This window comes from Salinivibrio sp. MA440 (assembly GCF_001996265.1).
Lineage (GTDB): Bacteria > Pseudomonadota > Gammaproteobacteria > Enterobacterales > Vibrionaceae > Salinivibrio > Salinivibrio costicola.
Map to the genome: position 1 here is coordinate 1 of NZ_MUFI01000033.1, position 22,220 is coordinate 22,220.

Annotated in this window: 22 protein-coding genes; 5 read left to right on the forward strand and 17 right to left on the reverse strand. The window is 51.8% G+C overall.

Translation table 11 applies throughout. The features are described 5' to 3' along the window. Positions 1 to 456: 456 nt before the first annotated feature. Together BZG80_RS10925 and fabR are read right to left on the reverse strand one after the other, a co-directional pair. On the reverse strand, positions 457 to 840 hold the full coding sequence (locus BZG80_RS10925; RefSeq protein WP_077677049.1) for a YijD family membrane protein: 384 nt from the start codon (positions 838 to 840) through the stop codon (positions 457 to 459). A 12-nt stretch (positions 841 to 852) separates the two neighbouring features. Next, positions 853 to 1,488: an HTH-type transcriptional repressor FabR gene (fabR, locus tag BZG80_RS10930; protein ID WP_028569605.1), complete on the reverse strand. Its 636-nt coding sequence runs from the start codon at positions 1,486 to 1,488 to the stop codon at positions 853 to 855. Positions 1,489 to 1,673: 185 nt separating this feature from the next. Between fabR and sthA the strand changes: the two genes are divergently transcribed. Next, positions 1,674 to 3,092, forward strand: coding sequence for a Si-specific NAD(P)(+) transhydrogenase (gene sthA / locus BZG80_RS10935; RefSeq protein WP_021022555.1), 1,419 nt, complete (start codon positions 1,674 to 1,676; stop codon positions 3,090 to 3,092). A 76-nt stretch (positions 3,093 to 3,168) separates the two neighbouring features. On the opposite strand, the gene cysQ is transcribed toward sthA, so the two are convergent. The 14 genes from cysQ to gspC all read right to left on the reverse strand — a co-directional run bounded on the left by cysQ (position 3,169) and on the right by gspC (position 15,735). Then, positions 3,169 to 3,978: a 3'(2'),5'-bisphosphate nucleotidase CysQ gene (cysQ, locus tag BZG80_RS10940; RefSeq protein WP_021022556.1), complete on the reverse strand. Its 810-nt coding sequence runs from the start codon at positions 3,976 to 3,978 to the stop codon at positions 3,169 to 3,171. A gap of 3 nt (positions 3,979 to 3,981) precedes the next feature. Further along, positions 3,982 to 4,536 carry an ADP compounds hydrolase NudE gene (gene nudE / locus BZG80_RS10945; RefSeq protein WP_077461661.1) on the reverse strand — a complete coding sequence of 185 codons (555 nt, stop codon included), beginning with the start codon at positions 4,534 to 4,536 and terminating at the stop codon, positions 3,982 to 3,984. 43 nt (positions 4,537 to 4,579) lie between these two features. Next, a complete protein-coding gene (locus tag BZG80_RS10950; protein ID WP_077679345.1) occupies positions 4,580 to 5,326 on the reverse strand; it encodes a type II secretion system protein N in 747 nt (248 codons plus the stop codon). A gap of 4 nt (positions 5,327 to 5,330) precedes the next feature. After that, complete coding sequence (gene gspM / locus BZG80_RS10955; RefSeq protein WP_077577218.1) at positions 5,331 to 5,825, reverse strand: type II secretion system protein GspM; 495 nt, start codon at positions 5,823 to 5,825, stop codon at positions 5,331 to 5,333. Beyond that, entirely contained in the window at positions 5,822 to 7,075 is a 1,254-nt protein-coding gene (gene gspL / locus BZG80_RS10960; RefSeq protein ID WP_158011548.1) for a type II secretion system protein GspL, read from the reverse strand. Before gspL ends, gspM begins: the two co-directional genes overlap by 4 nt. Further along, complete coding sequence (gene gspK, locus BZG80_RS10965; RefSeq protein ID WP_077679347.1) at positions 7,044 to 8,048, reverse strand: type II secretion system minor pseudopilin GspK; 1,005 nt, start codon at positions 8,046 to 8,048, stop codon at positions 7,044 to 7,046. The genes gspL and gspK overlap by 32 nt, the downstream gene beginning before the upstream one ends. Continuing rightward, entirely contained in the window at positions 8,045 to 8,683 is a 639-nt protein-coding gene (gene gspJ, locus BZG80_RS10970; protein WP_021022562.1) for a type II secretion system minor pseudopilin GspJ, read from the reverse strand. The genes gspK and gspJ overlap by 4 nt, the downstream gene beginning before the upstream one ends. Beyond that, positions 8,667 to 9,044 (reverse strand): type II secretion system minor pseudopilin GspI, encoded by a 378-nt coding sequence (gspI, locus tag BZG80_RS10975; protein WP_021022563.1) that lies wholly within the window; start codon positions 9,042 to 9,044, stop codon positions 8,667 to 8,669. The genes gspJ and gspI overlap by 17 nt, the downstream gene beginning before the upstream one ends. Next, the gene (gene gspH, locus BZG80_RS10980; protein ID WP_158009991.1) at positions 9,044 to 9,592 is read right to left on the reverse strand and encodes a type II secretion system minor pseudopilin GspH; all 549 of its coding nucleotides are present in this window, start codon (positions 9,590 to 9,592) and stop codon (positions 9,044 to 9,046) included. The genes gspI and gspH overlap by 1 nt, the downstream gene beginning before the upstream one ends. Before the next feature lies 1 nt (position 9,593). Continuing rightward, positions 9,594 to 10,049, reverse strand: coding sequence for a type II secretion system major pseudopilin GspG (gspG, locus tag BZG80_RS10985; protein ID WP_033379158.1), 456 nt, complete (start codon positions 10,047 to 10,049; stop codon positions 9,594 to 9,596). A gap of 7 nt (positions 10,050 to 10,056) precedes the next feature. Continuing rightward, a complete protein-coding gene (gene gspF / locus BZG80_RS10990; protein ID WP_077679348.1) occupies positions 10,057 to 11,292 on the reverse strand; it encodes a type II secretion system inner membrane protein GspF in 1,236 nt (411 codons plus the stop codon). Beyond that, entirely contained in the window at positions 11,292 to 12,818 is a 1,527-nt protein-coding gene (gspE, locus tag BZG80_RS10995; RefSeq protein ID WP_077577223.1) for a type II secretion system ATPase GspE, read from the reverse strand. Before gspE ends, gspF begins: the two co-directional genes overlap by 1 nt. Then, entirely contained in the window at positions 12,815 to 14,794 is a 1,980-nt protein-coding gene (gspD, locus tag BZG80_RS11000) for a type II secretion system secretin GspD (protein WP_077677075.1), read from the reverse strand. The genes gspE and gspD overlap by 4 nt, the downstream gene beginning before the upstream one ends. Positions 14,795 to 14,865: 71 nt before the next feature. After that, positions 14,866 to 15,735 (reverse strand): type II secretion system protein GspC, encoded by an 870-nt coding sequence (gene gspC, locus BZG80_RS11005; protein ID WP_021022569.1) that lies wholly within the window; start codon positions 15,733 to 15,735, stop codon positions 14,866 to 14,868. A gap of 287 nt (positions 15,736 to 16,022) precedes the next feature. Here gspC and hslR point away from each other — a divergent pair, with 287 nt between their 5' ends. From hslR to BZG80_RS11025, 4 genes are all read left to right on the forward strand, one after another. After that, complete coding sequence (gene hslR / locus BZG80_RS11010) at positions 16,023 to 16,427, forward strand: ribosome-associated heat shock protein Hsp15 (RefSeq protein WP_021022570.1); 405 nt, start codon at positions 16,023 to 16,025, stop codon at positions 16,425 to 16,427. A gap of 35 nt (positions 16,428 to 16,462) precedes the next feature. After that, positions 16,463 to 17,338, forward strand: coding sequence for an Hsp33 family molecular chaperone HslO (gene hslO / locus BZG80_RS11015; RefSeq protein WP_021022571.1), 876 nt, complete (start codon positions 16,463 to 16,465; stop codon positions 17,336 to 17,338). A 321-nt stretch (positions 17,339 to 17,659) separates the two neighbouring features. Next, positions 17,660 to 19,288, forward strand: a complete 1,629-nt coding sequence (gene pckA / locus BZG80_RS11020) for a phosphoenolpyruvate carboxykinase (ATP) (RefSeq protein ID WP_021022572.1) — start codon at positions 17,660 to 17,662, stop codon at positions 19,286 to 19,288. Between the two features lie 132 nt (positions 19,289 to 19,420). Continuing rightward, positions 19,421 to 21,262, forward strand: coding sequence for an AsmA family protein (locus tag BZG80_RS11025; protein WP_077679350.1), 1,842 nt, complete (start codon positions 19,421 to 19,423; stop codon positions 21,260 to 21,262). Here BZG80_RS11025 and BZG80_RS11030 read toward each other — a convergent pair. Further along, positions 21,259 to 22,203: a bifunctional GNAT family N-acetyltransferase/hotdog fold thioesterase gene (locus BZG80_RS11030; protein ID WP_077647230.1), complete on the reverse strand. Its 945-nt coding sequence runs from the start codon at positions 22,201 to 22,203 to the stop codon at positions 21,259 to 21,261. The two genes, BZG80_RS11025 and BZG80_RS11030, sit on opposite strands and share 4 nt — an antisense overlap. Between the last annotated feature and the right edge of the window lie 17 nt (positions 22,204 to 22,220).

Genomic DNA, 22,220 nt, shown 5'->3' on the forward strand with positions numbered 1-22,220 from the left:
ATAGTAATTCTTATACTAACCAATGTTCAATCTTTTAGTATCACAAAGTTACGGTTCTGAGAGAACACTGATGATTTCTAGTTATCATTGCGATTGTTTTCGCCTCTTTTGAAGAGGGGTGGGTGCAATCGAACTCTCCTTCTGTTTAATGATCGTCTAAGCTAAAGTTTTTATTGCTTTCGCACCCAACGGTATGGTGACCAAATGTTACATAATTGAGTTCTGCTAACTCTATCACTGTTATATTCATTCAGTTTTCGATGATTTTTCGAAATTCTGACTGTGCTTTAGAGGTAAGAGACTTCTTTTCGATAGGTTTTGTTAAAATATTAAACTTCCTATACACCATACCGAAGCGGGTGTGTGGTTAGAGCGCCTATAAAACCGCTAAAGCCAGAAACAAAAAAGGCGTCGCTCGCGAAAGGGACGCCTTTTTTTTGTTTTTAGCCCTGGTGATTAGGAATCAGAGGCCGTCTCTGCAGTCTGTTTGCGACTGAAAAAGCCCAACTTATGCCCAATCCAGAAGGCTAACGCCATTGAGACCAAGATCGAGAAGAAGTTACCGCCCAGCTCTGGTATTTGCATGCGAATAAAGGCGGAATAGCCAAATGCCCCCACCAGGAAACACGCAAAGGCAATCAGCGGTGTGCCTTCTGTCAGTGGCTGTCGTTCATGCAATTGATAACAAGCATGTATGGCCAGTACAAATGCGAGAATGGGGAAGATCGAAAACGCCACGCCACTGAAAAAGACGGTGGCTAGCGTTGCACTTCCACAAATGCCAGTGACTAGCGCCAGCAATAAGAATTTACGTTCTGATTTGACTTGCTCGTGTTCCATGTTTTCACCTGTTTATGACAGTTTTTCCTGTAAGGCTCGCCGCTCACGGTCTTTACGGTACCAGTAAGCTCCCTTGGCTATCATGCGCAATTGTAACACCATTCGCTCCGCCAATTCTGCGCGTGCGTGCGGGTCGAGATCAAGGGCCTCAGCCCCCATATTGAAGACTAAAATCACACACGCCTCAGATTGATTGTACGCTTCTTCATACGTGAGCTGTGTGCGAGACTGTAAATACTCGGTTAACTCCGCAACAAAATGTTGAATTTCTCGCGCGACCGCAGCACGAAACGCAGCGGATGTACCTGACCGTTCACGGAGCAACAATCGAAACACATTCGGACTACTTTCAATAAATTCCATAAAGGTTTCGACGGAAGTACGTACCACACTGCCTTCCGCAGCGATACGTTGACGCGCTTGGCGCATCAGTTGGCGCAATAACAAGCCCCCTTCATCGACCATGGTTAAACCGAGCTCATCCATGTCTTTGAAGTGACGATAAAACGAAGTCGGTGCTATACCTGCCTCACGGGCCACTTCGCGCAAACTTAAGCCTGAGAAACTGCGCTCAGCACTGAGTTGGCTAAACGCCGCATCAATGACAGATCGACGCGTTTTTTCTTTTTGTTCTGCTCGAATCCCCATCATATCCAACTCATGGTCACCATGGTGTCACTATACGCAATTTTTATCGGCAAATCAGCCAGCCTACATCACGCGCGAACGCCAATTTCACCAGAGATTGGGCACCGAAAGTTAACCTTACGGATAATTAGCGTTAAACTAGTCATAAATGGATGTTGCAATAATGAAAATAAGGTCTGAGCCCTATGAGCAAGTCGAGTCCCCACCCAAAAGATCACTTTGACGCGATCGTTATTGGTAGCGGCCCTGGCGGTGAAGGGGCCGCGATGGGTTTGTCAAAAGCGGGCAAACGCGTCGCGGTGATTGAGCGCGAAAACACGGTTGGCGGCGGATGTACCCATTGGGGCACGATTCCCTCCAAAGCGCTGCGCCACACGGTTAGCCGGATCATCGAATTTAATCAAAGTCCGATTTATACCCAAAACACCAAAAGCCTACACAGCACGTTTGCACAAATTCTAAGTCATGCCGATTCAGTGATTGGCAAACAAACGCGCATGCGCCAAGGCTTTTACGACCGCAACCAATGTACCTTGTTACATGGGAGTGCCACATTTATTGATGCACACACATTAGCGGTTCATCATAGTGATGGCAGCGCTGATACCTACACGGCTGATCACTTTGTGATAGCCACCGGCTCTCGCCCTTATCAACCGGCAGATGTTGATTTTGCTCACCCTCGTATTTACGACAGTGATTCAATTTTGTCGCTTGAGCACGACCCTCGTCATGTCATCATTTATGGTGCGGGGGTCATTGGCAGTGAATATGCCTCGATTTTTCGCGGGTTAGGGGTGAAGGTCGATTTAATCAATACACGAGACCGCTTGCTCTCCTTTTTGGATAACGAAATCTCTGATGCCTTGTCCTATCACTTTGGCAGTAGCGGCGTCATGATCCGTAACGATGAGACCTATGCAAACATTGAAGGCACGGAAGATGGGGTGGTCGTCCATCTTGAGTCAGGCAAAAAAATGAAAGCCGATTGTTTGCTCTATGCCAACGGACGCGCGGGCAATACCGACAAACTTAATCTTCAATCCGTCGGGCTGACACCGAATTCTCGCGGTCAACTTGATGTCGATAGCGAAAGCTATGCCACTGAGGTCGGTCACATCTACGCGGTCGGTGATGTCATTGGTTATCCAAGTTTAGCGAGTGCTGCCTACGACCAAGGCCGTGTGGTGGCTGAAGCCATCTGCCAAGGCAATGCCAATGTGCGCCTGATTGAACATATTCCAACTGGGATCTATACCATTCCGGAGATCAGTTCAGTGGGGAAAACCGAGCAGGAGCTCACTGCAGAGAAAGTCCCTTACGAAGTAGGCCGATCGCTTTTTAAACACCTAGCACGAGCACAAATTGCAGGGATGGATGTCGGTAGCTTAAAGATACTGTTTCACCGTGAAACACGCGAGATCCTTGGCATCCATTGCTTTGGTGAACGTGCCTCGGAAATCATTCACATTGGCCAAGCGATTTTCGAGCAAAAAGGTGAGGCAAATACCATCGATTATTTTGTCAACACCACCTTCAATTATCCCACCATGGCAGAAGCCTATCGGGTGGCGGCGCTTAATGGGCTCAATCGCTTGTTCTAGCGGCTTTGTTCTTATCCATGCAAAACGGCACCGAGAGCGGTGCCGTTGACTGTATTCTCAAACACCTGCGGTGTCTCTAGCGACGTAAAATAGATGACCACGCTAGCGACTCATCACCAAGAACAATAAAGTTTGGATTTTGCAGTGAATCCCGCTCGTTATACGACAAAGGGTCAAGCTCTGTGCTGAGGATCCGTCCACCTGCTTGCTCGACGATGCATTGCGTCGCGGCGGTATCCCACTCACCGGTCGGTCCTAAACGCAGATAACAATCTACCGCCCCTTCCGCCACTAAACAGGCTTTCAGTGCGGCTGAGCCCAAAGGGATCAAATCGTAATTAATTTCAGGCGCTAGTTTTTCCGTCACCGCATGAATATCTTGTCGACGACTGATCGCAATGGATAACGAGGTAATCGCTTCGTCGCGCTTCATGGTCGAGATGCGATGCATATCGCCATCAGGGGTGATTTTCCACGCCCCTTTATCTTGGCACGCATAATAGGTCACACCCGATACAGGCGCATAGACCACGCCCATCACCGGATGGTTGTTTTCCACCAGCGCAATAATAGTGGCAAAATCGCCACTGCCAGCGATAAATTCTTGGGTACCATCCAGTGGATCAATCAGCCAATATCGCTGCCATTGTTGGCGATCACTGAAGGGTACACCGCAATCTTCTTCCGACAATACCGGAATATCCGGCGTCAACGCAGTGAGTTTTTCCGTAATCAGCTTGTGGGCAGCTAAATCGGCGCTGGTCACCGGCGTTTGATCACTTTTGGTGATCTCTTCAAAATCACCGTCTTGATAAATATCGAGAATAACCTGGCCCGCTGAGCGGGTTATTTCAATCACATCGGGCAACAACTCAGGCAATGCCATGCCTCACCTCTCCGCTTGTAAGTACTTCAGCGCCATCATCAGTGCGGTAATACTGCGCGCTTCACAGAAATCACCATGGGTCAGTAACTCTTCCGCTTGGGCTAACGGCCAGCGAATGATCTCAAGCGGTTCGGGTTCATCACCTTCCAAGCTTTCTGGATACAAATCACGTGCCAACATCAAGGTCATACGGCTGGAAAAGTACGAAGGCGCGAGGACCACCTCTTTCAACGGGATCAATTCGCGCGCGCCCTGGCCAATTTCTTCTTTCAGCTCACGCACCGCCGCTTGCGCGGCCTCTTCACCCGGGTCAATTAAGCCTTTCGGGAATCCCAATTCATAGCGCTCTGTCCCAGCAGCATATTCTCGGACTAATAAGAGATCGCCTGACTCGGTAACCGGCACCATCATTACCGCATTACGGCCTGAGGGTTTCATCCGCTCATAGGTACGTTCAACGCCATTGCTAAACGTGAGCGCTAACGACTCCACCTTAAACAAACGAGAAGCGGCGACGACCTGTTTCGACAGGATTTGAGGAAGTTTACGCTGCGTCATAGTGTGATTTGCCACCCTTTGCTGATATGCCAATCAGGCCTTGTTAGCCGCGAAAAGAAAAGCGATAGCGGCCTTGTTGATCTGGCGCGCCTAACCAAGATAATGGCGCCTTCATCGGCTCGGGATAGTCAGGCCCCGGCTTTAGCCATCCCGATACAGAGTATCGCCCAGACGGCGTAATTGACAATGAAAACTTATTGCTTAAAGACGCCGACTGCCCCTCACCGTGCGCGGCAATACCTTGATTTTCGCAGGATAAAGCGGCTTGCGCAGGAATATTTTCTAGCTGCCCCATCGGCAGTTGCAATGCTGCATGCTGCCATTGGATTTGCCCTTGCAATTGCTGACACCCTGATTCAGCCAAGATGGCATCGCGCAGCACCAGATCGAGTATGCCATCAATCGCAACGCCCGGGGGCAGTGCGATAGCGCCTGTTAATAGCTGCGCGGGCGCAGACACCAACGTTTGTGACACCGTCAGTGTCGAGCCGTTAAAACCAAGGTTCCCTTTTCCTCGCAACCCGTCAGGGCTACGTACCTGAATGGCCGCTTCAAACGTCGCGCCGGTGACTAAACGATGCCACTGCACATCCCATTGCACCGGTCCTAGGGTATAATTTTGCCACCGTATTTGTTCGACTTGCCCGTGCCAAACCGTGCCGTCGATTTCACCGATGTGTATCGCATCGGGCAAAGGCGCTAGACGTAATAAAGACGCAGGCGCGTGCACCACAACACTGACCACAAAGACAAGCACACACCCTATGCCGAATAAGCCTTTTTTCCACATTGTTTTATCGCTCCAACTGCAGTCGATTCACCTTAACTTTGCCGGCCGTCTCTGTGGCTTCCGTGCTTAAACGCACCACGCGAATACCATGTACACTCGCCAGTTGATCTAACCAGCGGAGGAGTTGGTTAAACGGCAGCGGTTCAATCCCAAGCTGCACGCTATCTTCACCCGGTTGTAAGCGCGTAATCGTGAGGTTAAATTCCCCAGCACTGGCCGCGATGACTTGGTTTAATGGCTGTGTTCGGCTCGCAGAAGCTTGATGACCGCTTCCTGACTGCGCCCGCAGCTGCATGATTTGGGTGCGCTTTTGTTGAACGTCTCGCAACAGGTGCTGCTCGCTGGCTAGCGCGGTATTGGCCTTTTCGGCCTGAGTTTGAAGCGGGACGATAACTCCCCAGTACAAAAGACTAACGACCAGCACGCCACCCGCGATCAGTAATAACCGCTGCTCGCGCACACTGATCGCCTGCCACTGGGCTTGGATGCGTGCCATCATGATGGGCTCCTTAACGTAAACTCGCCACTGACTGCGTCGCCACTACGGTTCAGCTGGCCGAGCTCAGTCGCATAATGCTCGCTCAATATTCCTCGCAAACGCTCAAATTGCGCAAAGTCTCGACCTTTGGCGCGTAAAATCAACGCGTCTCGATTACCCTGATAACGCAGCGCCTGGAGCTCAAGGCCAGGCACATCATCCAGCATTGGCGCTAATTGTGCCAACCAAGGCAGTAGCGCGGAATCCTGTTGCTGCCCGGCTAGGCGGGCGATTTCAGCGTCCATTTGCCGCACCATATACGAGCGGGTTGGAATACGTTGGTATTGTGGTAACGTCTCACGAAACAAGGCTTCGCTTTGCGAGCGTAACACTTGCACCTGTTGCTGGGTGTCACGAAGTGCCAGCCATTGCTCGCCGCCCAACAACGCCATCACCATCACGAATAGCGCGGCGGTGGGGATCAGCGGCTTGAATCGCTGTTTCATCTGGCTTTGCGGCCGATAAGGGCCGGATAATAAATTGGCAGACACCGAGGTACTCTGTGCGGCCAACATACTGATAGTTGGTTCACTTTGCTGCCACTGCACCGGGAAGCCATCGATGGGCAAAGGCGACTCGGTGTGTGCGTCTTGCGCGCCATACACCTGCAGGCTGAGTGTCGATGACTCGGTGTCTGCCGCGCGCGCTCCCTCGGTTTGATTGCCCGGCTGTTGCCACCAAGCTTGCGCCCAGAAGGCAAGCCATGCGCGCTGCCCAACCACACCTTGATGGGGTTGATAGCGGCACAACCACTGATCGGCCAGTGGCGCTAGCGTCAACGTTTGAGGCTGCCAAGGTAAACACAACACATCCGGGATCCACTGGCGAGCATGGATATTGGCCGCATCAAGGGCCTGCTGCCAAGCTTGCATCTGCTGATGAGCCACCACCGCGACCTGAGCGGTGTTTTCTTGGGCGTCGAGCAGGGTGACATGCACCGCCTCAACCTCATCGGCTAATGCTTCTTCCAGTAAATAGGGCACGACTTTGTCTCGTTGCCGGCGCGAGCCAGGCGGTAACGTCACCGAAGTGAGCGTCAGCCAGGTACTGTCCACCAGCACGACCACACGTCTTGTCTGTGCTTGTTCTGTTAATGCTGACAACTGCTGACAGGTGCCGGTCGTCATCACTTGGTTATCGCTGGTACGCACCTGCGCCCAATAAATGGGTTGGCTGGCATCACTGATCCTGATTATCAGTCGCTCGCTCACGCATTCCTCCGAACCGACGGCGTAAAACCGATACTTGGCCGTCGTCTTGATAGTGCAATAATGCCTGGATGTGACGTTGGGCTGAGGCCACGTGCACATCGGCGTGTAATAAAAAGTAATGGCTTGTCACGCTTAAATGCGACATCACTTGCTTGCGCGCCGCCTCATCAAAATCAGTCAGCGTCAGGGTAGCGATAAAATCGTCGACACTTTTCCAACCCGACTCAGGGCGCTCGGTCAGTACCTGTTCTGCCTGTTCAACTGACAGGGCCGGGGTAAACAACGCCGATAGCAATGCAGCCTGTTTGTCCATTAACGTGTTCACGTTCACCATCAGCTCCGCAGAGGGAATCGCACACAGCTGCGGTGATAACTGACGAAAGACCTCAGCGTTGACTCCACGAACAGCGCGCCACTCACTGACATCGGCAATCACGGCATCAGCCGTCACGTAAGCGGGACGGACACTCTCGTAGTGAGCATCTTCCGCGCCTAACGATTGATCAAGCTGATTATTTTCATCAATATAATCGCGACTCGCTTGCGCAATCACATCGGCTTGATAACTATCGTCGACCTGGCTACCGATTAAAGCACGCAGTACGCGCACTTCATACGGCACCTCACCGCCTAACGCTGCGCCTCGCAACTGCAAACTATTTAAGTTAAAGCAGGCTTGCGCATCTTGTAAGTAACCACTAACTTTGCCACCTTGAAGCGGAAATGTCCGCGCAGACTGGGCCCAGTCCTGGTTTACATTCACCGTATCACTGTCCGATAAACTTTCGCGTAATACCGCAGAGGCAAGGGCTTCCACCGCGTTGCTGTACCAGTACACTTGCTGAAAATGGAGCTGGTTTTCCGCCCGATGGTAATTGGTAAACAATCGTGACGCCATGCTGCCAGCAATCGCTGTCATCAGCGCCATGATCATCATCACGATAAGAAGCGCCGCGCCTCGCTGTCGGGTCATTGTGCCTCCCGCTGCAGCGGCGCGGGTAACGTTTGCCCCGCCAGCAAATACGTCCGGACTAACCGCCCGTAACGCGGATGAGTAAAGCGTACTTGCACCGCTTTGGGCAAAGCATGGGCCGTGTTATAGCTTTCTTGCCAATTGCCTTCCACGTAAAACCGAAACGTGAGCGCTTTGATATCACTGAGCAAGGTGGCCACCGCTGGCTCATCACCTGCGGCCTGATCCGGATAGCGCCAACGCAGGCGCTCTAAGTGACCGTCCCGTTGTCGGTAGCCAACCGCGACGACTTCACCGCGAGGAAAACGCGCTTGCGGGTTAATCCAACCGGTACGCGTAAAACGTATACCCATTTGTTCACTTTGGAGAACATCGCGTCCGGCAATCAGCAGTCGCTCGGTCGGTGTTTGACCGTCGATACGCTGACGACGCGCGGCCATTTGACGAAAGTCACTGTCCATGATCACTAACGCACGTTGCAACCGCTGCAAGGTTTCGCCGACTTCACGCGATTGCACATTGCTGCGTTGTACGGTTTGTAGCACTTGATAAGCCGTCAGGCTGATACTGGCAAATACCACCAACGCCAACAAGACTTCAAGTAACGTAAATCCCTTTTCAGCGCGTCTCGACATACGTCCTCACGGTCACCAATGGGTTATCGCTCTGCTCAGCGGCCGACACCGACAGATCCACCGCTCGCAGTTGGCCGGTTTCGGTCGCCACCGGCGTGAGTTGCCATTGCCATTGCTGACCGGCCATCTCAGTGGTCCCTTGCGTCGCCTTTTCTGGCACGTCAGCCCTGAGCACGACTTCAGCAAGTTGGTTATCCGCCACCATGGCCGCTAAGGTTTTTTGCTCTAAACGCCCTAGCGAACGAGTATGCTGGCCCGTCGCCTTCATGACACTGAGCGCCGCAATAGCAAAAATGGCCACCGCCACCAATACCTCAAGCAAAGTCATGCCCTTTTGGGGGCTTGGCGTCTTGCCATGCATCAGCGGTCCTCCACCCGTTGCCAAGTAAACTGTGCCAGCTCATTGGCTTTAAGCTGCCAAGCGGCCCGGCCATCTACGTCGATTCGTAAGGTAAACGGGGTGAGTTCACCATTGGGCAATAACCAGATCTGTGGTGGGGCCACGGGCTGCTCACCCTCGTCATCAAACAGGTTCTCAAACAGAGGCTTATCTTCGAACAAGCGGTCTTGTTGCTGCCAACCAAAGCCGTCCATGGTGAGAGAAAACCGGCTTTGCGCTGGCAAGGTCCCTTGGGTTGCCCAGCGTTCACTGCGCACGGGGCGCCACTTGTCTTCCCCCAACGTTAACAGCTGATAATCATGCTCATTGATGCGCACGCCATACGTTCGCCCCTCGAGCCAGCTTTGCTCGGCCCATAGCTTCATCCGCTGGTGTAACGCTTGCCCCGCTTCTTGCGCGCGGGTATCGGCAGGCTCTGGCAACACCATCACCACACCAGAGGCACTGACAGCGATAATGACCACCACCAGTAAGATCTCCAGGAGGGTAAAACCTGCCGCTTGGCGCATCTTATTGCAGCTCGTTAAGGTTCCAGTTGCCGATGTCTTGGTTGACACCGTCGCCCCCTTCTTGGCCATCCGCGCCTAACGAGAAAATATCAATCACCCCATGTTCACCTGGGCTGACATAGCGATAATCGTTATTCCATGGGTCCTGTGGCAAGCGCTTAATGTAGCCTTGATCCGGATAGCTGCGCGGTACCGGCTCACTTTGCGGTTTGTTCACTAACGCGTCTAAGCCTTGATCGGTGGTGGGATATTGGTTGTTATCCAGTTTGTACATGTCCAGAGCATTTTCAAGCGCACTGACATCAGCAATCGCCTTTTTGACCGCGGCTTTATCTTTATTACCGAGCAAATTGGGGGCGACAAAGCTTGCTAATAAGCCAATAATCACCACCACGACCATCACTTCGAGCAGGGTAAAACCGTGTTGACGACGCATCTTGTTCTCCTTATTTATCATTATAAAATTACAATCCGACCATATCGTTCATGGCAATAATCGGCATCAAGGTGGCCACGACAATAAAAAGCACCAATCCTGCCATTAATACGATCATCAACGGGCCGAATATACCTAGTGCCACATTCACTTGGGCTTCAAAATCTTTATCTTGGTTATCCGCGGCACGAGAGAGCATGGGCTCAAGATCACCACTGCGTTCACCACTGGCAATCATGTGCAGCATCATGGGAGGAAATAAGCGCGACTGATCCAAAGCGACACGCAAACTGGCACCTTCCCGCACTTTATCCGCAGCTTCCAATACGCGCATGCGGACGTATTGATTACTCATCACTTGCGCGGCGACTTTCATCCCATCTAATAACGGGATGGCACTGGCCGTGCATATTGCCAAGGTACGCGCAAAACGGGATGTATTCAGGCCGCGAGCCACCCGGCCAATCACCGGTAAGGATAGTATTTTTTTATCCCACACTAAGCGTCGCTGCGTATCCTTAAGCAAGGCTCGGATACTGACACCGATAAGGATCAGTGCGCTCACCACCCAAATCCCCCAGTCGGTAATAAAATCACTGGCATTCAATAGAAATTGGGTGGATGCCGGCAGCGCCTGACCGGTTTGAACAAATTGGCCGACAATATCAGGCACCACGGTGGCCAGTAAAAAGGCGACAATCACCACCGAAAAGAAGGTGAGAATGGCGGGATACAACATGGCTTGTAACAGCGTGGACTGAATGCGCTGACGGTTCTCAACATAATCAGCCAAGCGTGATAATACGGTGGATAAATACCCCGCTTTTTCACCGGCAGCAATCATCGCTCGATAGAGTTCATTAAACACCTGTGGGTAATCGGCTAACGCATCAGCCAAGGTGTACCCTTCCATCACTCGCGCTCGAACACTGGTCATCATGCTGCCTATTCGCGGTTTTTCCGCTTGCTCTGCCACTGCTTTTAAGCACTCTTCAAGTGGCATAGAGGCATCGATTAAGGTCGCTAATTGGCGGGTGATCAACGACAGCTCTTGTGTACGAATACCGCGGTTTCGTTGACTGAACAGTGGCTGCGACGCCGATGCCTTTTGGTTGGCGCGTTGACGACGCGTTGCATTGACGTCGAGCGGGGTAAAGCCTTTGTCACGCAGCTGCTGACGCGCTTGTCGTGCAGTATCGGCTTCAATCACCCCTTTACGCTTACGCCCTCGCGCGTCTAACGCTTGATAGTCAAATGCGCCCATTAGCCCTCCTTGGTGACACGAATCACTTCTTCAAGGGTGGTTTGCCCTTGCAGCACTTTGGTTAGGCCGTCATAGCGAATACTCGGACTTTGCGCACGCACGGCTTCTTCTATCGCATGCTCGCCCGCATCATGATGGATCAGCGCTTGCACCTTCTCGTCGACTGTCAGCAATTCATGAATCCCGGTTCGGCCTCGGTAGCCCTTGTGGTGACAGTGTTCACAGCCATCCGCTTTATAGAGCGTGATCGCCTCGCCGGGGTTCGCCAAGCCTAGCTCGACAAATAACGGCTGCTGCGAGCTATCGGCTTGATAAGGGATACGGCACCGTGGACATAAGGTGCGGACCAAGCGCTGGGCCAGCACGCCGAGTAACGAGGAGGACAACAAGAAAGGCTCAATGCCCATATCACGTAAGCGTGTCACCGCGCCAATCGCCGTGTTGGTGTGCAGTGTCGACATCACTAAGTGACCGGTCAGTGAGGCTTGTACGGCGATTTGTGCGGTTTCTAAGTCTCGAATTTCACCCACCATCACCACGTCAGGATCTTGACGCAACATAGCGCGCAATCCTCGCGCAAAGGTCATATCGACTTTGGGATTGACTTGGGTCTGACCGATACCCGCCAGATCAAATTCGATCGGATCTTCCACGGTGAGGATATTGCGATCCTCACTGTTAATGGTTTGTAATCCAGCATACAAGGTCGTTGATTTCCCCGACCCAGTCGGACCGGTGACGAGCAAAATACCATGAGGTTTGTGAATCAGTGCGCGAAAATCTTGGTGCAAGCTGGGCACCATGCCCAACTGCGCGAGATCCAGTTGGACGGCGTTCTTATCCAGCAAACGCATGACGACACGTTCGCCGTGAGACGAGGGCATGGTCGACACCCGCACATCCACCGCTCGCCCACCAATACGGACCGAAATACGCCCATCTTGTGGGACCCGTTTTTCGGCAATATCCAGTTTTGCCATCACTTTGACGCGAGACACTAATAAGGGGGCCAACTTGCGGCTGGGGGATAGAACGTCACGCAGCACCCCGTCAACGCGAAAACGGATCGATAACGCATGCTCAAAGGTTTCGATATGAATGTCAGACGCGCTTTCTTTAATCGCTTCGCCTAACATGGCGTTAATCAACTTAATGATCGGCGCGTCGTCTTCCGATTCAAGCAAGTCTTCACTTTGCGGCAGCTCTTCGGCCAACGAGAAAAAGTCGTCGCTGTCGGCATCCGCACCAATGTCAGCCATTAGCTGTTGTGCATCGGCGCTGTCTCTTTGATAAAGGCGAGTCAGATGGTGCTCAAAGTCAGCATCCGACACCCATTCCGGGGCGATATCCGTACCCAGAACACGTTGCACCTCCACCAAGGTCTGCGGTGTTACCGACGCTAAACACAATAAACGCGGGGTGTCGTTATCGGCCAAGACCACCACACCGTGACGACGCGCAAAGCCAAAGGGTAACTGCCAGGTTGTCACCGGTTCAGCCGCTAGCGCCGCAGCACGCTCACTCATCCTTCCAACTCCGCTTGTAGCATACGTACTTCGGCCGGCATCACCGCTTCGCTGTTGTAATCAGGCAGGACCGGTTTTTCAGCGTCAGGCATCAGCTTAACGCCATCTTGGGCGCGCTGTAATTGCTCGGCGCGGATATAGTTGTATTTGCGTTGAGTCACCCCGTCTGCGGTCAAACCGGTACGAATAATGGTCGGCTTAATAAACAGCATCAGGTTTTTCTTTTCGGTTTCGGTCGAGGTCGACTTAAACAAGTGCCCTAAAATGGGAATATCCCCCAACAGTGGCACCTTGGATTCACTTTCGACCGTACGTTCGTCAATCAAGCCACTTAATACAATCATTTGTTGGTCACCGACCATCACTGATGTATTCAGTTGACGTTTACCAAAGCGCACATCCACCGCGCCACTGGCGCCAAGCACGTTCGAGACTTCTTGCTCAATATCGAGCAACACCGCGGAGCCTTCGTTGATTTGCGGGGTGACTTTTAGCTTGATCCCCACATCTTTACGCTCAACGGTTTGGAAAGGGTTATCGTTATTTGAGCCTGTCCGCGAACCAGTAATCACCGGCACTTCCTCACCGACAATAAACGAGGCTTCTTGGTTATCAAGCACCATCAAATTGGGCGACGACAAAATATTCGACTCGTTTTTCGACGCTACCGCGGTCACCAAGGCGGTCCAATCGCCCATGACTACGCCGGCAGCCAAGCCATTTAACCCACCTAACACTTCATTAAGTGCGGAGTAATCGCCTGATTCAGTGATCTCAACGGTTTTTTCCTCACCATCGATGACGCGTGTCTCGGTTCGCGTTCTATCTTTGGTGGCTTCCTGCCCACCGAGGTAACTCGAAATGCCGACACCTGTGTTATTAAACTGAATCCCACCGTTTTCAAGCGAGCCCCACTGTACGCCGAGGTTCGCCCCATCGGATTCCGACATTTCGACGATTAGCGCTTCAATCAACACTTGTGCGCGGCGAATATCGAGCTGAGAAATCACGCTCTCAAGGGTTTTTAAAATATCAGGTGGCGCGGTGATCACCAGCGAGTTAGTGCCTTGGTGCGAGGAAATTTGTACCGCTTGATCATTTACGCTCGGTTGGTTTTTCTTCTCTTTTTCTTTTAACAGATTATCGGAGACGCCTTGTAATACATCTACGACGTCTTCCGCTTTCGCATAGCGCAGATAAATCACCCGGCTGTTGCCGGTCGTCGCCATTTCTTGGTCGAGTTGTCGGATAAGTTCAATCACGCGCTCACGGACTTTGGGCTCGCCAGAAACCAACACCGCATTCAGGCGCTCGTCCGCAACAATACGTGGTTCTAAAAGCTCAGGGCGGGTGTTGGCGTTGTCTCGCTTATTGAGGGTGTCGACGATCCGTACCATTTCCGCGGCTGACGCGTGGTCAAGGCGGACCACTTCCACTTTTTTATCGCCTGCTTGATCGACACGCTGAATAATATCGGTGAGCCGATTCACCACCGCGGCACGACCGGTGATCATAATGACATTGGCAGGATCATAGTGCACCACGTTCCCTGCCCCCGCATTATTGATCAGCTGACGCAACAAAGGGGATAGCTCGCGCACCGAGACATTTTTTACGGCAATCACGCGCGTCACGACTTCGTCACCGACCACGTTATCGCCTTCTCCAACCACGGGAACGGGCGAGGTTTTCGCATCTTTGTCGCGAACAACTTTAACAATCCCATTTTCCATCTCAACCACCGCAAAGCCATACACTTCGAGCACGTTAAGGAAAAATTGGTAGTACTGTTCATCGTCTAACGTATTGTAACTGCGTACATTAATGGTGCCGCGTACCGAGGGATCAACGATAATGGTTTTCTCGAGGTTGCGCCCTACAATTTCGATAAACTCTTGAATGTTCGTGCCTTTAAACGAGGCACTAAATTCTGCCGCTCCCGCCGGTAGGCCAGAGAAAAGCAGACTTGCGGCCATCAGATAGGGGATCAGTCGTTGCTTTACGTTCACGTCACACTCCTAAAGCCGCACGGGGCGGTTGTGGTAATTTATAGTTGAATCGAAATGTCATGTTGCTGCCCTTGTCGCTCGACGACTAAATCAAGCGTGCCCTGTTGTTGAATGCGATTGAGAATATCGGGAAGCGCCACCGAACGGCTCAGTGTTAGACCGTTAATAGCGACGGCGATATCACCCGGCTGTAACCCCGATTGCTCAAATAACACCGGATTTTTTCCTGGTGTAAGACGAAAACCTTTTAACTGTTTGGCATCGCCGACCTGCGCTAACTGGACATAATCAAATAACCGCTGAGGATTGCTGGCAAGCTGTCGCGCTAAGTCGGCAGGCCAGTCAGGGCTGGTCTGCCTTGAGATTGGCGTCGGCTTTGGGGGCGTATAGTTACCCTCAGAAGAAGAGAACACGGTTTGCGGTGTACTGTCGGCCTCCACACCCGGCATCAACAAGGCTTCACGACGCGTGCCTTGACGAAGGATAACGCGATCGGACAAGACTTGATCGACACTGACCTGGGTACCTTTAACTTGCTCACCCACACCATAGGTTGCTTGTTGACCACCGTTAGCAATCACCGCTAATGCCCGAGCAGGCTGATTGGAAGCCACCACGCCGACTAAAGTAAGCTGTAAACGGGTCTCAGGCACTTGGCTAACCGACTGCTGGCGCTGTTGCGCGGAAGCTTGGAATCGACCAAATAGCTGGGCATTAATCGCGGGCGCCAATGAAAAGGCCCCCTTACTGGCGACTTGGCTCGTCACAACCTGACTACTCGACGGCAAGATAGGTGCCGCGGGAGGCGTGTAGACATGCCACACCAGCCGCCCAATAAGCCAAGCCAGTAAAAGTACTAGCCCACCGTTTAGGCACAGCAGTACCCGACCGCGTGTCAGTGCAGACATCGAGATTGTTCGTTGAGGGCTTCCTGCCTGGATCATCCTTTTAAAACCAATTAATGACACCACATGCCTATTGATGGCCTTTTTCGCCATTAGATTCCACGATTAGATTACGAAAAGCTGGACATACTAGCAAAAACACATTGTGATCTTGAGACTTTTTCATTTATAGCGTGTTTATTTTACCGAAGTCGCAGCGATGACGGGAGGATGAGCGCTGATGCTGTGATACTGCTCTAAAGTAAATTTTATGCTAATGTCGCCGATCCAGATTGCGCAGGAGTTGAGGGATGAAAAAAAGCAAATCAGCACCTTTGACAGCGGTCAGGTTAGATAAATGGCTGTGGGCCGCTCGCTTTTATAAAACACGCTCTATTGCTCGCAATATGATCGATGGGGGCAAGGTGCACTACAATGGTCAACGTGCCAAGCCAAGCAGAATGGTCGAGGTTGGGGCTGAAATACGCTTGCGCCAAGGCCATGATGAAAGAACCATCGCTGTTTTAGCGTTATCGGAGCAACGTCAAGGCGCGCCGATCGCGCAAACCTTGTATCAAGAAACCGACACGAGCCTAAAGAAACGTGAGCACGAGACGGAAATGCGTCGCTTAAATGCCCATAATCCACGTCCCGATGGACGACCGGATAAAAAGCAACGCCGAGATATTCGTAAGTTTAAACAAGGCATAGACTAAGGCCGAAAGTCGCGCCATTGCCGGAGAGAGATTGCATGTCAAACGATCAATTACACCGTTACCTATTCGAAGATGTGTCTGTGCGTGGTGAGCTAGTCAAGCTCGACGAAACCTATCAACGCATCCTGGAGAATCAAAATTTTCCAGCCCCGGTGAATGCTTTACTGGGTGAAATGTTGGCCGCCACCAGCCTGCTTACCGCAACACTCAAATTTAATGGCTCGATCACGGTGCAATTGCAGGGAGATGGTCCTGTGTCGCTGGCGGTCATTAATGGTGATCACCATCAGCAACTGCGCGGCACCGCACGGGTGAAAGGTGACGTCAAAGAGGATGCGACCTTGCCAGAAATGATGGGCAAGGGCCAACTGGTCATTACCATTGAGCCTGTCGATGGCGAGCGCTATCAAGGCATTGTTGGCTTAGAGTCGGATCATTTACAAGGTTGCTTGGAAGATTACTTCGCACGCTCAGAGCAGTTAATGACCCGTCTTTGGTTACGCACGGGAGAGGTTGACGGCAAGCCGCATGCGGCCGGTATGATGTTGCAAGTGTTGCCTGACGATAAAGGCGACGAAGGCGACTTTGATCACCTTGCCCAGCTGACTGAAACGATTAAAAATGATGAACTTTTCAGCCTCAGCGCCAAAGATGTCTTATACCGTCTGTACCATCAAGAGAAAGTCACCCTGTATCCGGCACAAGATGTGGTGTTTAAATGCAGTTGCTCCCGTGAACGCAGTGCCGGTGCTATTGCCGCGATTGAGCGCAGTGAAGTCGACAAAATGGTCGCGGAAATGGGTACGATCCATTTGCACTGTGATTACTGTGGCACTGACTATGCGTTCGATAGCGTTGATGTGGCGGCAATTTTTGAGCAAAACGCCAGCTCCTCCTCTCAAATGCAATAACCACGTGCTACATTTTTAGCGCTTCGAAGTAAATAAGCTTGACCAAGCTCAAAAGCCAGCACAACGCTGGCTTTTTTCTTATTCCTTCCCGACTTAACTCACATTTTTCTGCGCGTTATTTTTGTACAAACAATAATAGGTCTTTGGGTAGCGCAAACGTTTAACTAAGCGTTACCATGTCTATGACATGGCAGCTGGTGGTCCGTACCCTACAATCACAATAACCCCAGTCTGTCGTCATCTATGGAGTCAGTTCCTGAATCTATATTTCAGGTTGCTAGCACAAAGACAGTTAACACCATCTTACCTCAAGGAGCACCTATGACTGTCCTGAACGTCGAATCTGAGGTCGCTGACATCGATCTTTCCCGTTATGGTCTGGAAAATGTCAAAGAAGTCATCCGTAACCCCTCATATGAGCAGTTGTTCGAAGAAGAAACCAAACCTGGGCTGGAAGGCTACGAGAAAGGCGTAGTGACCGAACTCGGCGCGGTGTCGGTAGACACGGGTATTTTTACCGGCCGTTCTCCCAAAGATAAGTACATTGTTCGTGATGACACCACGCGCGATACCCTGTGGTGGTCGGATCAAGGCAAAAACGATAATAAACCGATCGATCAAGCGGTATGGAATGATCTCAAGGCACTGGTCACACAACAACTCTCTAATAAACGCCTGTTTGTCGTTGATGGCTATTGCGGTGCCAACCCCAACACACGATTACGTATTCGCGTGATCACCGAAGTGGCTTGGCAGGCGCACTTCGTCAAAAATATGTTTATTCGTCCAACCGAGGAAGAGCTTAAAGATTTCGAGCCCGACTTTGTGGTGATGAATGGTGCCAAATGCGTGAACAACCAATGGCGTGAACACGGCCTAAACTCAGAAAACTTTACCGTTTTCAACCTCACCGAACGGATGCAGCTTATTGGCGGTACTTGGTATGGCGGTGAAATGAAAAAAGGCATGTTCGCGATGATGAACTACTTCTTGCCGTTGCAAGATGTCGCATCGATGCATTGCTCCGCCAACATGGGCAAAGATGGCGACGTTGCCATCTTCTTCGGGCTATCTGGAACCGGGAAAACCACACTCTCCACCGATCCTAAGCGCCAGCTTATCGGTGACGATGAACATGGTTGGGACGATCAGGGCGTCTTTAACTTTGAAGGGGGCTGCTATGCCAAAACCATCAAGTTATCTAAAGAGGCTGAGCCAGATATCTATAACGCCATCCGCCGTGATGCGTTATTAGAAAACGTCACCGTCCGTGGCGACGGCCGCATCGATTTTGACGATAATTCGAAGACAGAAAACACCCGCGTGTCATACCCCATTTATCATATCGATAATATTGTGAAGCCGGTCTCAAAAGGCGGCCATGCCAACAAGGTGATTTTCTTGTCTGCGGATGCATTCGGCATACTTCCACCGGTGTCTAAATTGACGCCTGAACAAACCAAGTACCATTTCTTATCTGGTTTTACCGCGAAGTTAGCAGGTACCGAGCGCGGCATTACTGAACCCACGCCTGCTTTCTCAGCGGCCTTTGGCGCGGCATTTTTGACCTTGCACCCCACCAAGTATGCGGAAGTATTGGTCAAGCGCATGGAGGCGGCAGGGACTGAAGCCTATCTGGTCAATACAGGCTGGAATGGCTCAGGCAAGCGGATATCCATCAAAGATACCCGCGCGATCATCGACGCGATTTTAGACGGCTCGATCGAAAAAGCCGACACCAAGGTAATTCCAATCTTTAATTTGGAAGTTCCTGTCTCGCTAGACGAAGTGAGCGACGGCATTCTTGACCCGCGTGATACCTATGTTGACCCGCTGCAATGGGAAAGCAAAGCGAAAGACCTGGCCACACGCTTTATCGATAACTTCGATAAATACACAGATACCGAAGAAGGCGCAGCCTTGGTCGCTGCAGGTCCACAGTTAGACTAACCCCTAGCCCCATATTGCTGATGCGATATGGGGCGCTATTCCTCAGAGTGACTGGTTGACTGGTTGACTGGTTGAAGTTTGGCAACTTTTGCGCCAATCTTACTGCTACTCGTTGCCTGATAGGATTCATTCATGCGCATCCTGGCCAAACTCTTTGCCAGCTTTTTTATCCTAATCATAATCTCACTGTCAGTGATTTTTGTGTTGCTCCATACGCGACACGCCACCCAGGTTTTCACTGCCCTTATCACCCCTATACTGCCAGGCACCTTAACGGCAGAACAGGTGGACTATCACTGGCAACGCCCGCTTCACCTCACTCTGACGCAACCGAATTACCAATATGGCCATCAACACTGGCAGGCCAATACGGCGCGTGTACAGTTCTCTGTCGAACGATGGTCTCACCTGCAATGGGTAAGGATTGACGGTCTAAGCCTTGACCTGACCGATCGGGCCATAACGTCTCTCGATATGCTACCGGCGACGCTTACCATTGGTCGTGTCCTTTTTAATGATCTTTCCCTGCAAGGACAAGGCTGGCAAGCGCAGCAAGTCAGCGCTCAGCTCGATGATTGGCACAAAGGACAAGCCCCCTTAGGATCAGTTCGCGGCCGCGCGCAATGGGAGGCCAAACAAGTCGACTGGCATGGGCTACAAGCCTCCCGACTTTTAGTCGATGCCACACCAGCGCCTAACGGTTGGCAATTCCGCGGCGTGTCTTTTGAGTGGCAAGGTGCCGCGATCAGCGCCCAAGGCCATTGGCAGCCAGGTGCGCTCGCCTTAACCCAGTTAACCCTGAGCGATGTCATTATCGACGGGGAAGACACGTATCAACGCGTGTCCAACGCCTTATTGCAATGGCCCCACACAACCACGTTAACCATCGACCGTACTGATATTCGCCAACTCAGTGCCGAAACCGAACAGTTTTCGGTGAATGGCCTCACCTTATCGGCCGAGCACATCACCATTGCGCCAAAGACGCCTTGGTGGCAACAGCCTAAGCTGCGTGCATCATTCAACGCTGACTATATCCGCTGGCACACGCAGACTTGGGATCAACCGCTTGGGGATATTGAACGTCACGGCGAAAGCTGGGTGATCCATCAGTTGACCAGTCAATGGCAAGAAGGATTTGTCGGGCTATCCGGGCACTTTTCTAAGCGTCATTGGCAGATTGATAAGCTACAAGCCAATAACCTGACACTCAGTCACGCAGTGCTTTCTCCGCTGATGGCGGCACTCCCGGAGTGGCCAGAGACACTGTTCATTGACGACGTATCACTGAAACATAATCAATGGCTGGCCTTATCGCCGCAGTTTCCTATCAAAATCAGTGGCATTGATGTTAATGGACGCGCATTGCAGCTATCCCCGTTCAAACAATGGCGCTTAACCGATGGCAGTTTAACCGCCAGCGCAAGCCACGCCAGCATCAATCAGCATTGGCTGGCTGAGCCCTATTTGCGCCTCGATGCCGATCAAGGGAAATTAACTCTCCAGCAGCTATTACTGGGCTTCCCTGATGGCCAACTGGCTGTATCAGGAACCTGGGACTTAAGCGCCCCTAGTCAACCATGGTCACTGCTTGTGGATGGGTTACAAATTCCGCTCTCTGTTTATCAAGACTGGTTTGATTGGCCCCTCCCCCTGACAGGGTTTCATGATATTGAGGCAAAGTGGTCAGGGCTGGCAGCGGATCGAGAAAGCTTCAATGTGGGGCTCAATGGCGAGATGGATATCACCTTCTTAGATGCAAAAACCCATGCAGACTCAGACACAAATTGGGCCACACAAATAAGCGCTTGGCTGCAACAGCCAAGCCCCAAGAAGGACAAACAACAGACTTTCCCGTTTGAGACTTTATCCATTGATGCTGATCGCGGCCAACTGACCGGCGCACTGCAAGGCGAGACACGCTTATCCATCCAGTGGCCGATTTATCGCACGGACGCCCCACGCATTCGTTAGCGTAACAAGGTCAATTGTGGAGCAGGTTGTGCGGTAGCGCCATCATCCGAGGGGAGCAGGACATAGGTGCCGGTAAACACACCGGCTTTTTCATCACCACTGAAAAAATCGACTTCTAACGTCACACGGGCACGGCGTCCGTTTTCTAATCGATCGAGCTCGCCACTGAGGTTATCGAGTGACACACTCGCCCGGGGCCGTTCTGCAACCGGACGACGGTAGCGAATATGGCTATCCGCTAGGACAATATCCGCGCTGAGTTGGCGCTCTTTCATCAATAGCCATACCATACCCCAACCGGTTAACGTCGCAAGGCTGAAAATACTGCCCGCAAACATGGTTTGGCGAGGGTTTAAATTGGCGTTTAAATTGGCGCTCACTTCAAAGCTGTAGCCAGTGAACTGGCTAATTTTGACCCCCATTTTGTCGCTAATCGGAATGTGTGCTTGCCAACGCTGCTGAAGCTCGGTGCACCACTCGGGACGGCGAACCACATCCGATAACGGATCCAAGGGTTTAACCATCTGCTGATGACGTATCGGTCCTCGCTCGTCACTCAGATCGCCCTGACGGAGGAAATCGTGTTGCGCATAAAAGCTCACCGCCTCTTCACGCGCACTGCACACCAGACGCTTAGCGCCCTCTTCCCGCGCCAACGACTCTAACGCCATGAGCACTAAGGCCCCTAAACCACGATTACGATAATCTGGTGACACCGCCATATATCGGATTTGGCCGTCATTGTCTGGGGTTAAGTACAAGCGTCCAATCGCGACCGGCGCGTCATCACTGTCTACGATCATACGATGGCACGCATTAACATCATACGCATCGCGCTCTGAACCACGCGGCGCATGCCATGGTTCTCTTAACATCCGATAACGAAAATCATAATAACGCGCTAGCTCTTGCTCTGTGCGCGGGGTAACGATTCTAAACATGCCTGTCTCTCCTTGTG

Coding starts and splice junctions, on each gene's coding strand:
- BZG80_RS10925 (WP_077677049.1), bottom strand. CDS start 840: ATGGAACACGAGCAAGTCAAATCAGAACGTAAATTCTTATTGCTGGCG.
- fabR (WP_028569605.1), bottom strand. CDS start 1,488: ATGGGGATTCGAGCAGAACAAAAAGAAAAAACGCGTCGATCTGTCATT.
- sthA (WP_021022555.1), top strand. CDS start 1,674: ATGAGCAAGTCGAGTCCCCACCCAAAAGATCACTTTGACGCGATCGTT.
- cysQ (WP_021022556.1), bottom strand. CDS start 3,978: ATGGCATTGCCTGAGTTGTTGCCCGATGTGATTGAAATAACCCGCTCA.
- nudE (WP_077461661.1), bottom strand. CDS start 4,536: ATGACGCAGCGTAAACTTCCTCAAATCCTGTCGAAACAGGTCGTCGCC.
- BZG80_RS10950 (WP_077679345.1), bottom strand. CDS start 5,326: ATGTGGAAAAAAGGCTTATTCGGCATAGGGTGTGTGCTTGTCTTTGTG.
- gspM (WP_077577218.1), bottom strand. CDS start 5,825: ATGATGGCACGCATCCAAGCCCAGTGGCAGGCGATCAGTGTGCGCGAG.
- gspK (WP_077679347.1), bottom strand. CDS start 8,048: ATGACCCGACAGCGAGGCGCGGCGCTTCTTATCGTGATGATGATCATG.
- gspJ (WP_021022562.1), bottom strand. CDS start 8,683: ATGTCGAGACGCGCTGAAAAGGGATTTACGTTACTTGAAGTCTTGTTG.
- gspI (WP_021022563.1), bottom strand. CDS start 9,044: ATGCATGGCAAGACGCCAAGCCCCCAAAAGGGCATGACTTTGCTTGAG.
- gspH (WP_158009991.1), bottom strand. CDS start 9,592: ATGCGCCAAGCGGCAGGTTTTACCCTCCTGGAGATCTTACTGGTGGTG.
- gspG (WP_033379158.1), bottom strand. CDS start 10,049: ATGATAAATAAGGAGAACAAGATGCGTCGTCAACACGGTTTTACCCTG.
- gspF (WP_077679348.1), bottom strand. CDS start 11,292: ATGGGCGCATTTGACTATCAAGCGTTAGACGCGCGAGGGCGTAAGCGT.
- gspE (WP_077577223.1), bottom strand. CDS start 12,818: ATGAGTGAGCGTGCTGCGGCGCTAGCGGCTGAACCGGTGACAACCTGG.
- gspD (WP_077677075.1), bottom strand. CDS start 14,794: ATGGCCGCAAGTCTGCTTTTCTCTGGCCTACCGGCGGGAGCGGCAGAA.
- gspC (WP_021022569.1), bottom strand. CDS start 15,735: ATGTCTGCACTGACACGCGGTCGGGTACTGCTGTGCCTAAACGGTGGG.
- hslR (WP_021022570.1), top strand. CDS start 16,023: ATGAAAAAAAGCAAATCAGCACCTTTGACAGCGGTCAGGTTAGATAAA.
- hslO (WP_021022571.1), top strand. CDS start 16,463: ATGTCAAACGATCAATTACACCGTTACCTATTCGAAGATGTGTCTGTG.
- pckA (WP_021022572.1), top strand. CDS start 17,660: ATGACTGTCCTGAACGTCGAATCTGAGGTCGCTGACATCGATCTTTCC.
- BZG80_RS11025 (WP_077679350.1), top strand. CDS start 19,421: ATGCGCATCCTGGCCAAACTCTTTGCCAGCTTTTTTATCCTAATCATA.
- BZG80_RS11030 (WP_077647230.1), bottom strand. CDS start 22,203: ATGTTTAGAATCGTTACCCCGCGCACAGAGCAAGAGCTAGCGCGTTAT.